This window comes from Mycobacterium sp. WMMD1722 (assembly GCF_049315205.1).
Lineage (GTDB): Bacteria > Actinomycetota > Actinomycetes > Mycobacteriales > Mycobacteriaceae > Mycobacterium.
This window is the reverse complement of sequence record NZ_CP186056.1, coordinates 731438-746001: the sequence shown is the minus strand read 5'-3', so window position 1 is coordinate 746001 and position 14564 is coordinate 731438. Positions and strand designations below refer to the sequence as shown.

Below are 14564 nucleotides of genomic sequence, written 5' to 3'. Positions count from 1 at the left end.
CAGGATTCACGGGCCGATCTTGTCGGTGGTTCGTACTAGTGTTCGAAGTATGGACAGGGAAGATCTGCAGTCAGCGCTCCAGCGGTGGGACGCCGCCCGCGCCGAACTGGCCGCCTTCCCCTTCGACACCCTGACCACCACCGAGAAGCTCGCCCTGGTCGAACATGTCGAACGCGCCCAGCGTCAGGATCTCGCCCTGAGCCATACCGTGCTGGCCGCCTTCGCCATCGACGCCGACCCCCTGGTATTCGGGGAACGCTCGCTGCGCACCGTGATCGCCACCCGATTGCACCTGACCGACACTCAGGCCGGCCAACGCATCAACGACGCCGAAAAGCTCGGGCGGCGGCAATCATTCACCGGACAAGCCCTGCCACCGGCCATGCCCGCGACCGCAGCCGCCCTGGCCCGTGGCGACATCAGCGACCGCCACGTCACCGAAATTCGCAAAGCCCTGCACAAGCTCCCCGCCTGGATCGACGACACCACCCGCGACCTGGCCGAACACACCCTGGCCCACCAGGCGGCGGGCCTGGACACCGACCAACTCCGCGCCGTCGCCCAGCGACTCATCGCCCTGCTCGATCCCGACGGCGACGAACCCGACGAACACCTTCACCAACGCAAGCGCCACCTCACCACCGGTCGACAACAGCGCGACGGCATGACCCCCGTCCACGGACTGCTCGACCCCGAAACCGCCGTGAACTACCCCAGGTTTCCTTCCGATCTTTATAGGAGGATTGGAAGTTATGCCCCGTCAGTATCCGCCCGAGTTCCGGGCGCGTGCGATGCGCATGTTGGACGCCTCGTTGGAGGACTCGCAAGTGTCGGAGTTCGAGGCGATTAGGTCTGTTGCGAGCAAACTCGGGGTGGCCGAGGAGTCGGTGCGGCGGTGGCGGCGCAAGGCGCAGATCGATGCCGGTGAGCGCCCTGGCACCTCGACCGCAGAGCATGAGGAGATCCGCCGGCTCAAGCGCGAGGTATCCGAATTGCGCAGAGCCAACGAGATCTTGAAGTCCGCGTCAGCGTTTTTCGCAGCGGAGCTCGACCGCCCCGGGACGAAATGATCGCCTTCATCGATGCTCATCGGGATCAATTCGGGGTCGAGCTCATCTGCCGGGTTCTGCGGGCAGCTATCCCAGGGTTCATGACCTCACGGGGGTACCGGTCAGCGATCACCCGGGCGCCGTCAGACCGGGAACTGCGCGACGAGCAGCTCATCGATGACCTGCGCACCGTGCACCGTCAGAACTACTCGGTCTACGGCGTCAAGAAGATGCACCAGGCGATGAAACGCCGCGGCTGGGTCCTCGGACGCGAGCAGACGCGCAGGTTGATGCGCAAGGCCGGCCTGCGCGGTGTCCAACGCGGCAAACCGGTGTTCACCACAGTCAGCGATCCGGCTGCCCCGCGGCCCGCCGACCTGGTCAACCGCCGCTTCGGCACCGCCGCACCGAACCGGCTGTGGGTCGCCGACATCACCTACGTGCGGACCTGGCAGGGCTATTGCTACACCGCCTTCGTCACCGACGCCTGCACCAAAGCGATCAAGGGATGGGCCGTATCGGCGACGATGCGCACCCAAGACCTCCCATTGCAAGCATTCAATCATGCTGTGTGGCAATCGAACTGCGATCTATCCGAGTTGGTCCATCATTCCGACCGCGGATCGCAGTACCTATCGCTGACCTATACCGACCGGCTCGCCGAACTCGGGATCGCCCCGTCGGTCGGCTCGCGCGGCGACAGCTATGACAACGCCCTCGCCGAGTCGGTCAACGCCAGCTACAAAACCGAGCTCATCCACCCCAACCGACCGTGGCGAAGCATCGCCGACGTCGAGTTGGCAACTGCCGAGTGGGTCGCCTGGTACAACCAAGAACGCCTGCACGAGAATCTCGACTACACGACCCCAGACGAACACGAGGCCGCCCTGACCGGCACCTCACCCCATGTGAGCCAGCCCGTCCCGGCCCTCACACAACCATAGGAAGAAAACCTGGGGTAGTTCACCCCCCACCCAAACTCGACACCGGCCAAACCCGCGTCAACAACTACTTCCACCCCCAGCGCTACCTGCGGGACACCGACCGCGACGACGACCCCGGATGACTGGGGAGGTAGCACCGACGCTCCGTCAGTCCATCACGACGATGGGCCGCGATACGCGGTCCGCAAAGCGCGGACCACGCTGTGGTAGCCCAAATCCACCTTGAAAGCGTTGTCCGGCAGCGGATTCGCGTCAGCTACGAACATCTCCGCCGCATCGCGGAACGCCGCGTCACCGCACGGTCGGCCGATCAACTGGGCCTCCGCGGCGGGTACCCGCCACGGTCTGGCGGCGACGCCTCCCATCGCCAGCGCCACCGACCGCACGGTTCCGTCGACGATGTCGAGCCCGGCCGCCACCGACACCAAGGCGAAGGCGTAGCTGTGGCGGTCGCGGACCTTCAGATACCAGCTGTGCGCGGCGAACGGCGATGCGGGCAGTTCGACCGCGGTGATCAATTCGGCGGGGGCCAAGGTGTTGTCGCGGGCGGGATCGTCATCAGGCAGCCGGAAGAACTCGTCGATCGGGATCACGCGTGCACCGTCGACGCCCGTGACGTGCACAGCGGCGTCCACGGCGGCCAACGCGACAGCCATATCCGACGGATGCACCGCGATGCAACCCTGGCTGGCACCGAACACGGCGTGCTCGCGGTGAAAGCCCGTGACGGCGGCGCATCCCGAGCCGGGGTTCCGCTTGTTACAGGCCTCGAATGCCGGATCCATGAAATACGGGCACCGCGTCCGTTGCACCAGATTGCCGCCGACGGTCGCCATATTGCGCAGCTGAGTCGTCGCACCCGACAGGATCGCCTGTGACACCATCGGATACCGCTGCCGGATCAGCGGGTGGTTCGCCGCAGCGCTGTTGGTCACTCCTGCACCGATGACCACGCCACCTCCAGCCGTCTCGGTCACCGCGTCCAATCCCAGCCGTCGCACGTCGACGACCTCGCCGGGGCTGACCGCTCCGGTTTTCATCAGATCGAGCAGGTTCGTCCCGCCGGCGAAGTACATCGCGCCACCCGCGGCCAGCTGAACCGCATGCTCGACACTCGCGGCTCGCTGGAAACCGAACGTCTTCATGTCCGGTCCGCAACCGAGGCGATCGCCGCCACGATGTTGGCGTAGGCACCGCATCGGCAGATGTTGCCCGCCATCCGCTCGCGAATCTCGTTGTCCGACAGAACCACCGGACCGTCCGATGACACGCATCCGGTTTCGAACGACGCCAGCGACACATCCCCTCGGGCATGCTCGCGCAGCATCGCCGTGGCGGACGCGATCTGCCCGGGCGTGCAGTACCCGCACTGGAACCCGTCGTGGTCGATGAACGCCTGCTGCACAGGGTTCAGCTCGTCACCGTCGGCGATGCCCTCGATCGTGACCACCGCACTGCCCTCGACAGACGCGGCGAGCGTGAGACAACTCAACACCCGCTCACCGTCGACGGTGACGGTGCAGGCACCGCACAACCCGTGATCGCACCCCTTCTTGGTGCCGGTCAGGTGCAGCCGCTCGCGTAAGACGTCCAGCAGGGTGGCACGGATATCGGCCGCCACCTCGTACCGCGTGCCGTTCACGGTCAACTCCACTTCACTGCCCTCCCGGTCGGGTCGTCAACAAGCTCTCCAGCGTGATCGGCAACTCCCGCAGGCGTTTTCCCGTCGCGTGGCACACGGCGTTCGCGATCGCCGCCGGCACACCGCAGGCGCCGATCTCCCCGATCCCCCGCACGCCGACGGGATCCAGTCCGAAATCGGGCACGTCGACGAAATCGATGTCGAACGACGGCCGGTCGGCGTGCGTCGGCACGTAGTACTCGCCGATCGATCGCGCCGTGCGAGCGTCGTAGGGCACCCGCTCCAGCAACGCCATCCCGAGCCCGAACAGGATCCCACCCATCACCTGGCTGCGGGCCAGCGCGGGGTTCAGCACCCGGCCACAGTCGAGGACGGCCACCCACCGTGTCACGGTGGCCCTGCCGATCTCCTCGTCGACCTCGACCTCGCAGAAATGGGCGCCGAAGGACTGGGACACCGCAGCGGACTCCGGACCCCCGTCGCTGCGGACCTCGAAGCTGAGCTCGGCCGCCAGGTCGTCGTTGTCCCGAAGGGCCGCGGCCACGGCGGCGATACGGCGGCCGGTCCCGTCGACGACGTGGCCGTCCTGGACCTTCACTTCCTCGCCGCCGCCGGTCCGGGGGTATCGGGCCAGCAGCCGGCGCTGCCATTCGCGGGCCGCCAGATGTACCGCCGATCCCACGGTCGCCGACGTCTGCGACGCCCCGGAGTAGGGCGCCTCGGGGAACAGCGAATCCCCCGACAGAAACGACACCGCGTCGATCGGCATGCCGGTGCCGTCCGCGGCCACCTGAGCCATCACGGTACGCACGCCGGTGCCGATCTCGTGGGTCGCCGACGAGAACGTCACGCGGCCGTCGACGCCGGTCTGGACGCGGCAACCGGCCGGCAACCGGCGGCCCGGGTAGGTCGCTGTGGCCATTCCCCAGCCGACCATCAGACCGTTACGTCGCATGCGTCGCGGAGCCGACGGCCTTGTCTCCCAACCGAATCGATCGGCACCCTGCAGGTAGCACTCCCGCAGGTGTTTACCCGACCACGCCCGGCCGTTGGTCTGATCGACGTCGGCGTGGTTGCGCAGCCGGAGCTCTACGGGGTCGACGCCGGTGGCGTAGGCCAACTCGTCCATGGCTGATTCGAGCGCGAACAGGCCGGGCGCCTCACCCGGTCCGCGCATGAAGCACGGGGTGGCCGTGTGGGTCCGGGCGACGACGTGGGAGACGGCCAGTCGGGGTGAGCTGTAGAGGAATCTGGCCGACAGTCCGACCGGCTCACAGAAGTGTGCGACGGTCGACGTCTCGGTGAGCGTGTGCTGCTCGGTACTGACGAGCACACCGTCCTCGCCGGCGGCCAGCGACAACTGCTGCTCGGTGCTCGGGCGGTGGCCCGTCGAGGTGAACATCTGCGCGCGCGTCAGAACCAGTTTGACCGGCCGGCCGACCGCGCGCGCTGCGACCGCACACAGCACCACATGCATCCACAGGAAGCTCTTGGATCCGAACGCGCCGCCGACGAGCGGCGACACGATCCGGACCCGCTCCTCGGGGATGGCGAGACAGGCGGCCAACAGCCGCCGTTCGCCGGCGATCCAGCGGGTGCTGTCGTACACCGTCAGCTCATCCCCGGCCCAGGTCGCGATCACCGACGAGAGCTCGATCGGATAGTGCGCATTCTCGGGTGTCCGATAGAGCGCACGGACATGGACCGCTGCGTCGGGTTCGGTGTCCGGCCCTCGGCGGTCCTGCAACTTCTCCTCGTCGAGCTTGACGAAGTGATCCGGCCGGTAGGCACCGTGGCGAATCCGACCATCCGGTTCGTCGGGTTGCGCGGGTTCGTCGAGCACCTGGCGCGCCGTCAGCTGGGCAGGCAGGGCGCAATAGTCGAAGCGCATCGACGCGGCGGCCCCGGTCGCGTTCTCCAGGGTGTCCGCGACGACGACGGCCAGGTGTTGGCCGACGTGTTGAACGGTCAGATCCGACAGCGGTGGCCGGCGCTCCATCGGGAAGTCGAAGGTGAGCTCCCGCGTGGGTGTCTGAAGCGGCGGGCAGTTCAGCGGCGTCAGGACATGCAACACCCCGGGCGCCGACGCAGCCTCGGCCGCGGCCTGCACCACGGATTCGCCACTGACGGTGCCGTGCGGGATGTCGGCCTGGACGAGCACGGCGTGAACCAGATCCGGCATCGGGGTGTCGGCTGCGTACCGGGCCGCGCCGGTCACCTTGTCGCGACCCTCGACCCGGCGGGTCGGTGTGCCGACGGACTGCGGCGGGCCGCTCACCGCGGGTCGATCGGATTGTGGCGGTTGACGATCAGCGGGTCGGTGGAGGTGAACGGGAACACCGGCAGATCGTCGATATGGGTGTTGAACGTGGCTGCCAGCACCTCGCGGGAGTAGGCGCTCGCCGATGCCCGGTAGCCGATGTCGCCCGGCGTCGGCTGGTCGAAGAAGATCAGGAAGTGCATCTGGTCGGCGTCCACGACCTCGATGTGATGCGGATACGCGCGGGGGATGAAGTAGACGTCACCGCGGCGCAGATACCACGTGTCGAGGGAGCCGTCCGGGTCAAGCACCGTCATGCGTGCCGATCCGCTGTGGACATAGCCCATCTCCGCGGTGACCGGATGCCAGTGCGGTTCGCGCATCCCGTCCTCGCGGATGCGCAGGGAGTACATCGACATGTCCTTGAGCGCAGGCCAGTACTGGACGCGCGCCAGCCGCGCCGAACCGACCGCCAGCCCGATCGGTGGCGTCTGGGCCTCGACCGAGAACTTGTGCGGATCGTTGAAGCGCGCCGTGGTCGGCACCTCCGGCGCCCCGGACCGCGCAACGAGGGCTCGGTCGGTCAGGTTCCGCCGCAGCGCGGTGAACTCCGCGGCGTCGAGGTCGTAGGTGTTGCCGAGCACCGCGTCGGTCATCGCGCCGAACGAGGCCGCAAGCCCGAAATCCTCGGGCCGCTCGCTGCGGAAGGCGATGATGAACTCGGCCGGTTCCGCGCCCAGATTCTCGATGTGGTGCAGGCTGCCGGAGTCGATGTGGAACATCTCCCCCGCGGTGACGACGAACGACGAGAACTGGCTGCCGGAGTCGAGCACCGACACCAACGCCGTGCCGGCGACGCAGTAGGTCAACTCGTTGGCGTTGGCATGCCAGTGCGGCGCCCGCATGGCACCGGGGTTGAGCACGACTCGCTTGATCGACAGGCCGCGCAGGATCGGGAAGTTGTCGGCGGTGACCCGCCGCATCGACCCGAGGTCGTTCTCCTCGACGATCTCGCCGTCGAGCAGGGAGGTGGCGTGAATGCTGGGGGTGGCGATTGCGGACATGCCGACAATTTAGGTCGATTTCGACGCCGGAGTCGTCCGCGTTGCCCACAAAGGCCGCTACCGGCTACCTGCAACATCCGATGCAAAGCCCACCGACGCGCTCTACCATCAGCCGGTGCCCGCAGTGACCCGGCGTTCGCAGTCGGTGCCCGGCCGGTTGCTGCGGTTGCTGCTGCGCCCGACCGCACCGCCGCTGTGGCTGGGCGTGGTGGTGGCCGTCGGCTTCATCGCCTTCGAGACGCTGCTGGTGCTGCAACTCAAGCGGGTGGCACCGGAGAACGCCTTCGGCGCGGTGTTCCTGCTCGGTGTGCTCGTCGTGTCGGCGGGCTGGGGTTTCGGTCTGGCGGTGACCACATCGCTGTGCAGCGCCCTGGTCTACGTCTACTTCCACCTCGAGGGCGCCGACAGTTTGGTCCCGGCGCTGTCGGTGTTCCTACCGCTGGCGCTGTTGGCGAATCTGCTCGCCGGACAGGCGCGACTGCGCGCCGCCGAGGCCGAACAACGCCGGCTCGAAGCGGATCTGTCAGCCGAATTGGCGCGCTCGACCCTCGGTGCGGGTGATCTGCAGGCCGCCCTCGACAGCGCCGGGCAGCGCATCGCCGACGTGCTCGAGCTGCCCTTCGCGGTCCTGACGCTGGAACAGCTGACCGGGGACGAGCAGCGCACCGCGATCGCATTGAGCGACGGCACCGCTCAGATCGGCACCCTGCTGATTCCGGCCGAGCTGCCCGTCAGCGCCCGGCAGCGCGTCGACCGCATACTCGGCTCGCTGGAGGCCCTGCTGGTCGCGACCCGCGACCGGCAACGGATCAACGCCGAACTGCAGGCGAGCCACACCGAGGTCAGCGCGCTGGCCGATCAGCAGACGGCCCTGCGCCGGGTCGCCACCCTGGTCGCCCGCGGCGCCGAACCGGCCGAGGTCTATCCCGCGGCGGTGTCGGAACTTGCCGTCGGTCTCGGTGTCGAGCACGTCACGCTGGTCAGCTTCGACGACGACGGATGTGTCGTGCTGGCCGCCCGGGACGACATTCCTCGCGAAACGCTGCACGTCGGGGAACGGTTCGCACTGGACGGGGACAGCATCAGCGCACGGGTCCTGCGCACCGGCGGCACGTCGCGGATCGACGACTACGAGTCGGTGCCGGGATCGATCTCCGAGCGGTTGCGCAGGCTCGGGTTGCGGTCGGGGGCCGGCGCGCCGGTGATCGTCGACGGCCGGGTGCGCGGGGCACTGCTCGTCGGTTCCTCCACGCCGGATCCGCTACCGCCGCAGTGCGAAGCCCGAATCGGCGACTTCGCCGATCTGATCGCGACGGCCATCGCCAACTCCGAGACCCGCGCCGAGCTCAAGGCTTCCCGCGCTCGCATCATCACCGCCGCCGACCACGCCCGCCGCGGCTTCGAGCGCGATCTGCACGACGGCGCCCAACAGCGCATCGTCGCGATGGGCCTGCAGATCCGGGCGCTGCAGGAGTCGCTGCCCGACGAGGCGGCCGCCGAACGGGCGGCGCTCGGGCAGGTTGCCACCGGGCTGGGCGAACTGCATCGCGACCTGCAGGAGCTTTCCCGCGGAATACATCCGGCGATTCTGTCCCGGGGCGGCCTCGGTCCGGCGATCAAGACGCTGGCACGCCGTTCGCCGGTGCCGGTCGCACTCGACCTCGCGGTGGACCGCCGGCTGACCGAACCGGTCGAGGTCGCCGCGTACTACGTCGTGGCCGAATCGCTGACCAACGCCGCCAAGCACGCGGCGGCCTCGGAGGTGACGGTGCGGGTCCACGCCGACGTCGACGAGTTGCGCCTGGCGGTGTCCGACGACGGTGTCGGAGCGGCGGATGCGTCCGCCGGATCGGGGCTGATCGGCCTCAAGGACCGGGTCGAGGCGGCTTCCGGCCGGCTCGAGGTGGTCAGTCCGCCCGGTGCGGGTACGACGCTGACGGTGACCTTTCCGCTCTGAGCCGCCGCGCCGGGATGACACAATGCCGGGGTGGATGTGCAGACCCGCAACAATGTCCGGATTCTCGATGCCGGAGACGGGCCGACCATCGTCCTCGCACACGGATTCGGCTGCGATCAGAACCTGTGGCGTCTGGTGGCTCCGCTGCTGGCCGAGGAATTCCGGATCGTGCTGTTCGACCACGTCGGTTCGGGCGCCTCCGACTCCTCGGCGTGGGACGCCGGGCGGTACTCCACGCTGCGCGGGTACGCCGACGACATCCTGCGGCTGGTGCGCGAGCTCGATCTGGACGACGTGGTGTTCGTCGGTCATTCGGTCGCGGCGATGATGGGTGTCCTCGCCGTGACCGAGGACCCCTCGCGATTCGCCAAATTGGTGTTGCTGACCCCGTCGCCGCGCTATGTCGACGACGCCGGCTATCGCGGCGGCTTCACCAGGGCCGACATCGACGATCTGCTCGACTCCCTGGAAAGCAACTACCTGGGCTGGTCACGGGCGATGGCGCCGACCGTGATGGATCACCCCGACCGGCCCGAGCTGTCCGACGAGCTCGCCGACAGCTTCTGCCGCACCGATCCGGCCCGCGCCCTCGTCTTCGCCCGAGCCACCTTTCTGTCAGACAACCGCGCAGACCTGCGCAAGGTGGATGTGCCCACGCTCATCATCGAGTGCGCCCACGACGCCCTGGCTCCCCGGGAGGTCGGCGCCTACGTGCACGACCAGATCGCGGGAAGCACCCTCGTCACCCTCGACACCACCGGCCACTGTCCGCACCTGAGCGCACCGCGCGAGACGGCCGATGCCATAGCCGCCTTCGCTCGACAGACGTGAGCCGGCTGTCCGAGGCGCTCTACGAGGAAGCGCCCTGCGGGCTCGTCGCGATGCGGGCCGACCGCACGATCGAATCGGTCAATCGGACACTGTCCGCATGGCTGGGCTATGCGCCGGAGGAACTCCTCGGCCGCAGCCTCACCGAACTGCTCACCGCGGGCAGCCGGATCCATTTCGACACCCACTTCGCTCCGCTGCTGGAGGTGTCGGGGCAGTTGCGCGGCATCGCCGTCGATCTGGTGACCGCCGAGGGTGCCTGGTTACCGGTGCTACTGGCCGCCGACCTCCGACGTGACGCGCCGGAGCCGGCCGGCGACGGAAAGCCGATGGTCTATCTCGCCGTTCACGACGCGCAGGACCGCCGGCGCTACGAACGGGAGCTGCTGGCCGAACGGCGCCGCGCCGAGAAGGAACGCAACCGCGCCATCGCCCTGGCGCGCACGCTCAAGGATTCGCTCCTGCCCCCGGCACTGGTGCCACCGGACGGCCTGCACGCCGTCGCGCATCTGCACGCCGCCTCCCCCGACGAGGTGGGCGGCGACTTCTACGACCTGTTCGCCCTGTCACCCCAGCGGTCGGCCTTCTTTCTCGGCGACTCGTGCGGCAAAGGCGTCGAAGCTGCGACGGTGGCGTCGTTGGTCCGATACACCATGCGGGCGGCCGCGGTGTTCGACGACGACCCTGCCGCCGTGTTACACAATCTGAACGTGGTGCTGCGCAACAGGTTCGGCGCCGACCGCAGCCACTTCTGCAGCGTGGTGTTCGGCCTGCTGACCCGCGACGACGACGGTTTCGAGGTGCGCCTCGCCGGCGGTGGCCACCCTCCGGCGTTGCTGATCACCGCCGACGGCGATGTCCGCGAGACCGGCACGGAGGGGGGCCAGGCCGTCGGAATGATCGACGACCCACACTTCGTGTCCAACCGCTTCCGGCTCAGCCCGGGCGACACGCTGGTGCTCTACACCGACGGTTTGACCGAGGCCCGCATCGGCCGGGGACCCGAGCGCTACGACGATCACCATGCGCTCATCGACTTCGCGCGCGCACACGCCCCCACCACAGCGGCCGCCATCGTCACCGCGCTACGGGACCTGCTGCGGGCACTGGGTGAGGGTGTCGAGGACGATGCCGCAGTACTGGCACTCGGCGTCCCGGGCTGATCGATGCTCCTCCACGAACTGGTGAGCGCAGCCGCCGCCGACCATCCGCACCGTCCGGCGGTCATCGCGCCGGACGGCTCCCTTCGCACCTTCGCCGAATTCGACCGGGACATCCGCGCGGTGGCGTCGTGGGTTCGCGCCCACACCGATCCAGGCGACCGGGTCGCCGTCATCGGGGACAACAGCCTGGCCTATGCGCAGTTGTACTACGGCGTTCCGCGTGCGCGGCGGCTACTCACCCTGATCAACCAGCGCCTCGATCCGGCCGAACAACTGGCACAGCTGCTGCGCACCGAGCCCGCCGTCCTGGTCGCCGACCGCGTCCACCTCGAACGTCACACCGAGCTCAAGGCCGTGCGCTCGCTGCGCCAGATCGCGGTGACCGATCCCCCGCCGTGGCGGGACGCGGCGGCGACCGAGGAGCCCGAGCCCACAGCGGATCCGGCGGACGCTGCCTGGCTGCTGTTCACCAGCGGATCGACCGGTTCACCCAAAGGGGTTGTCCACAGCCATGATTCGATACTGGCGGCGGTGCGTGGGTCGGTCGAAGGGCGGGCAGTCGCCGCCGGTGGTGTCTATCTGCTGCCGTTTCCGATGTGTCACATCGCCGGCTACAACATGCTCGTCCAGCACGCGGTCGGCGCGACAGTGGTCCTGGCCGCGCAGTTCCGGGCCGAGGCGATTGCGGCCACGATCCGCACACTCGGCGTCACGTCGTGTTCGTTGGCGCCGACCATGCTGCATGCACTGCTGACCCACCTGGACCAGACAGGCTCGGCTCTGCCGACGCTCCGGTCGATCGCCTACGGCTCGGCAGCGATCCCGGCGGATCTGCTACGCCGCGCGCTGAACCGGCTCGACGTGGACTTTCACCAGGGCTACGGCATGACCGAGACGGGCGGCAACGTCACGTTTCTCGGACCCCAGGAACACCGCGCGGGCGCGGGCGGCGATGCGGACGTGCTCAGCGGCGCCGGACGTCCGCACTCGGGAGTGTCGCTGCGCATCGCCGAGGATGGCGAAATTCTGATCCGCGGCCCCCAGGTCGCCGCGCGGTACTGGCCCGATCTGCCCGCGACCGACGAGCAGGGCTGGCTGCGAACCGGAGATGTGGGCCGCATCGACAGCGTCGGCCGGCTCTTCGTCGTCGACCGGCGCAAGGACATTGTGGTGACCGGCGGGGAGAACGTGTCATCGCGTGAGGTGGAGGACGTCCTGACCGGCCATCCCGGGATCGAGATGGCCGCCGTGGTGGGAGTTCCAGACGAGTACTGGGGTGAGGCCGTCTGCGCCGTGGTGGTACCCGCGGCCGGACACGATCTGAGCGAGGACGGGGTGATCAGGCATGTCCGCGAGCGCCTCAGCGCGTTCAAACGGCCCCGCCACGTGCTGTTCGTCGGCGAACTCCCGATGACCACCAATGGGAAGATCGCCAAGGACATGGTCCGATCGCAGGCGCGCGCGACGCTGTCTCGGGATGCGTGAACACGACAGCGCCCGCACCGGTTCCGGTGCGGGCGCTGCTGGGGACGGTGGTCAGTTTCCGGTCTGCTCGGCCTTCTGACGCTCCTCGGCGACCTTGGCCGAGCCGCGGGCGGCCTCTGCTTCGGCTTCCTTCTTGGCCGCGTTGCGCTGCGCGTCGGCCTTGTCCTGCTGGGCCTGGCCCTCGCGGTAGAGGTCGTCTCGGCCGAGAACCGCCCCCGCAACCTCCTTGGCCTTACCCTTGACACCTTCGACCGCGCCCTTGATGGCTTCTTCCGGTCCGCTGTTGTTGTCGTCGGCCATGTGCCTGATTCCTCCTGTCGGCCGCCCCCAGCGGGGCGTTCGCAGCATTAGTTCCCGCACCTGATCATGAATCAAACCTGACCGGCCCCGGAGCGTGCGAGACGTCACATGAGCGGGGTTACGATCCCACCATCCCGTCGCGGAGTTGCTTGAGCGTCTTGGCCAGGATCCGCGACACCTGCATCTGCGAGACACCGATCTGCTCGGCGATCTGGGTCTGTGTCAGTGAGGCGAAGAAGCGCAGGCTGATCACCGTGCGCTCACGCTCGGACAGCGCGGCCAGCAGGGGCTTGAGCGATTCCCGGTCGGTGATGTGCTCCATGTCGGGGTCCACCGCGCCGAGCGTGTCGGCCAGCGAGCGCGCCGAGTCCTCGGTGCCAGAGACGGGACTGTCGATGGAGCGCACACTGTAGGCGTCTCCGGCGACCAGACATTCGACGACCTCCTGCCGGTCGGCGCCGAGCTCGCCCGCCAAATCGGTGGCCGTCGGCGCACGGCCCAGCGTCTGCGTCAAATGTGGTGTCACCCGGGTGATCTGGACGTGCAGGTCTTTGAGCCGGCGGGGCACGTGCATGGCCCACCCGTTGTCCCGGAAGTGTCGGCGAATCTCCCCCAGCATCGTCGGCACCGCGTACGACAGGAAATTCGAGCCGGTGTCGGGGTTGTACCGATTCACCGCGTGCATCAGGCCGACGCGGGCGATCTGCACCAGATCGTCGAGGTTCTCTCCCTTGCGGTGGTAGCGGAAGGCGATGTGATCGGCCAGCGGCAGGCACCGCGTGACGATCAGCTCCCGCTGGCGGGCGAACTCGTGCGACTCGGCCGGCATGGCGTGCAGCAGTCGGAACAGATCGGGGACATCGGCGTAGTCATCCTGCGCCCGGCTCGGGCGGCTTCGGATGGTGATCGGGGGGGCTTCGGCGATCGTCATCTCGGGTCCTTCCGGACTCGGCGGGGACGCGAAGGCAACGCCGCTGCTACGCGGCGGTCCTCGGCGTGATCCGGGCGAGCGCAACTGCCGCCAGATCCGTCGGCCAGACGTGGCCGACTCTTGGCGCGGCGGTGAGGTGACCGTGGGCTCGATCGAGGCCCGCCTATAGCGGTCCGCTTTTAACTAAACGGTCAGCGCCTCCCGAATGGGATGCTCCCACCCTACGCTCACTCGATCACTTGCCGTCACCCGGATTTGATAAGAATTCGCCGGCTACGCATTCCGTCGCGTGAACGCCGCCTGAGGTGCTGATCACGGCACCAGAAAACTTGACGTAAGTGTAAATAAGCTGCTGGGAGGGCCTTTCTGAGAAGCTCCTTAACGCTGTAGGAAAGCGACGCGATCCGTAGTAATCTCCGTCACAGGTTGAGGTAAACAGCTGGACACCAGCGGTTGACACCGCGTATCGGGGCACGCGACAAGGGAGTCCGCGCATGGCTGACATCGGCACAGTCCGCATCTTCCGGCCCGATCCTTCGGCGGTCGAGAAGCCGGAGAAGCGCGGACGCGCCTCGTACGCGATCAACTCGTTGACGCCCACCCTCTCGGTGATCGCCGTCGTCGGCGAGATCGACGCAACCAACGGCCGGGATCTCGGTCGCTACGTCGAGCGCCACACGGCCACGTCCACCCAGCTGATCGTCGACTGCAGCGGTGTGGAGTTCTTCGGCTCACAGGGCTTCAGCGCTCTGCATTACATGAGCGTCAGCTGCGCGCGGATCGACGTCGACTGGGTCATCGTTCCCGGCCGGGAGGTGCGCCGATTGCTGCGCATCTGCGATCCCCACGGTGAGCTGCCGCTGGCCGATTCGGTCGAGTCGGCCAGAGCCCGTCTCGACCGTGCCGCCCGTCGGATGACCCCGGTCCCCTGGGCGGGCTGA

At 68.1% G+C, this 14564-nt stretch carries 13 protein-coding genes and 1 other annotated feature; of the genes, 7 read left to right on the top strand and 6 right to left on the bottom strand.

Going from position 1 to position 14564, the window contains the following annotated elements; translation table 11 throughout:
- The first annotated feature begins 49 nt into the window (after positions 1 to 49).
- Positions 50 to 850 carry a DUF222 domain-containing protein gene (locus tag ACN27E_RS03470; RefSeq protein ID WP_422746612.1) on the top strand — a complete coding sequence of 267 codons (801 nt, stop codon included), beginning with the start codon at positions 50 to 52 and terminating at the stop codon, positions 848 to 850.
- Positions 753 to 1993, top strand: a protein-coding gene (locus ACN27E_RS03465; protein ID WP_422746150.1) for an IS3 family transposase whose coding sequence is annotated in 2 segments (ribosomal slippage) — positions 753 to 1038 and positions 1038 to 1993 — 1242 coding nt in all. Because the reading frame shifts where the segments join, the coding sequence is not laid out codon by codon here. The genes ACN27E_RS03470 and ACN27E_RS03465 overlap by 98 nt, the downstream gene beginning before the upstream one ends.
- Positions 1028 to 1144: a sequence feature (AL1L pseudoknot), on the top strand. It overlaps the preceding gene by 117 nt.
- A 155-nt stretch (positions 1994 to 2148) precedes the next feature.
- On the opposite strand, the gene ACN27E_RS03460 is transcribed toward ACN27E_RS03465, so the two are convergent.
- From ACN27E_RS03460 to ACN27E_RS03445, 4 genes are read right to left on the bottom strand one after another with little or no spacing between them, the layout of a single operon-like run.
- A complete protein-coding gene (locus ACN27E_RS03460) occupies positions 2149 to 3138 on the bottom strand; it encodes an FAD binding domain-containing protein (RefSeq protein ID WP_422746611.1) in 990 nt (329 codons plus the stop codon).
- Positions 3135 to 3635, bottom strand: coding sequence for a (2Fe-2S)-binding protein (locus ACN27E_RS03455; protein ID WP_422746610.1), 501 nt, complete (start codon positions 3633 to 3635; stop codon positions 3135 to 3137). The genes ACN27E_RS03460 and ACN27E_RS03455 overlap by 4 nt, the downstream gene beginning before the upstream one ends.
- 13 nt (positions 3636 to 3648) lie before the next feature.
- Positions 3649 to 5913 (bottom strand): xanthine dehydrogenase family protein molybdopterin-binding subunit, encoded by a 2265-nt coding sequence (locus ACN27E_RS03450; RefSeq protein ID WP_422746609.1) that lies wholly within the window; start codon positions 5911 to 5913, stop codon positions 3649 to 3651.
- Positions 5910 to 6959, bottom strand: a complete 1050-nt coding sequence (locus ACN27E_RS03445; RefSeq protein ID WP_422746608.1) for a cupin domain-containing protein — start codon at positions 6957 to 6959, stop codon at positions 5910 to 5912. Before ACN27E_RS03445 ends, ACN27E_RS03450 begins: the two co-directional genes overlap by 4 nt.
- 115 nt (positions 6960 to 7074) lie before the next feature.
- On the opposite strand from ACN27E_RS03445, the gene ACN27E_RS03440 reads away from it, so the two are divergent.
- Genes ACN27E_RS03440 through ACN27E_RS03425 form a run of 4 tightly spaced genes read left to right on the top strand, consistent with a single transcriptional unit; the run spans position 7075 to position 12392 of the window.
- Complete coding sequence (locus ACN27E_RS03440; protein WP_422746607.1) at positions 7075 to 8916, top strand: ATP-binding protein; 1842 nt, start codon at positions 7075 to 7077, stop codon at positions 8914 to 8916.
- Positions 8917 to 8946: 30 nt separating this feature from the next.
- On the top strand, positions 8947 to 9747 hold the full coding sequence (locus ACN27E_RS03435; protein WP_422746606.1) for an alpha/beta fold hydrolase: 801 nt from the start codon (positions 8947 to 8949) through the stop codon (positions 9745 to 9747).
- Complete coding sequence (locus tag ACN27E_RS03430; RefSeq protein WP_422746605.1) at positions 9744 to 10907, top strand: PP2C family protein-serine/threonine phosphatase; 1164 nt, start codon at positions 9744 to 9746, stop codon at positions 10905 to 10907. The genes ACN27E_RS03435 and ACN27E_RS03430 overlap by 4 nt, the downstream gene beginning before the upstream one ends.
- Before the next feature lie 3 nt (positions 10908 to 10910).
- The gene (locus tag ACN27E_RS03425) at positions 10911 to 12392 is read left to right on the top strand and encodes an AMP-binding protein (RefSeq protein ID WP_422746604.1); all 1482 of its coding nucleotides are present in this window, start codon (positions 10911 to 10913) and stop codon (positions 12390 to 12392) included.
- 51 nt (positions 12393 to 12443) lie between these two features.
- Here ACN27E_RS03425 and ACN27E_RS03420 read toward each other — a convergent pair whose 3' ends face one another.
- Together ACN27E_RS03420 and ACN27E_RS03415 are read right to left on the bottom strand one after the other, a co-directional pair.
- Positions 12444 to 12692 carry a CsbD family protein gene (locus ACN27E_RS03420; RefSeq protein ID WP_422746603.1) on the bottom strand — a complete coding sequence of 83 codons (249 nt, stop codon included), beginning with the start codon at positions 12690 to 12692 and terminating at the stop codon, positions 12444 to 12446.
- A 118-nt stretch (positions 12693 to 12810) separates the two neighbouring features.
- Complete coding sequence (locus tag ACN27E_RS03415) at positions 12811 to 13623, bottom strand: SigB/SigF/SigG family RNA polymerase sigma factor (RefSeq protein WP_422746602.1); 813 nt, start codon at positions 13621 to 13623, stop codon at positions 12811 to 12813.
- 494 nt (positions 13624 to 14117) lie between these two features.
- On the opposite strand from ACN27E_RS03415, the gene ACN27E_RS03410 reads away from it, so the two are divergent.
- Entirely contained in the window at positions 14118 to 14564 is a 447-nt protein-coding gene (locus ACN27E_RS03410; RefSeq protein WP_422746601.1) for an STAS domain-containing protein, read from the top strand.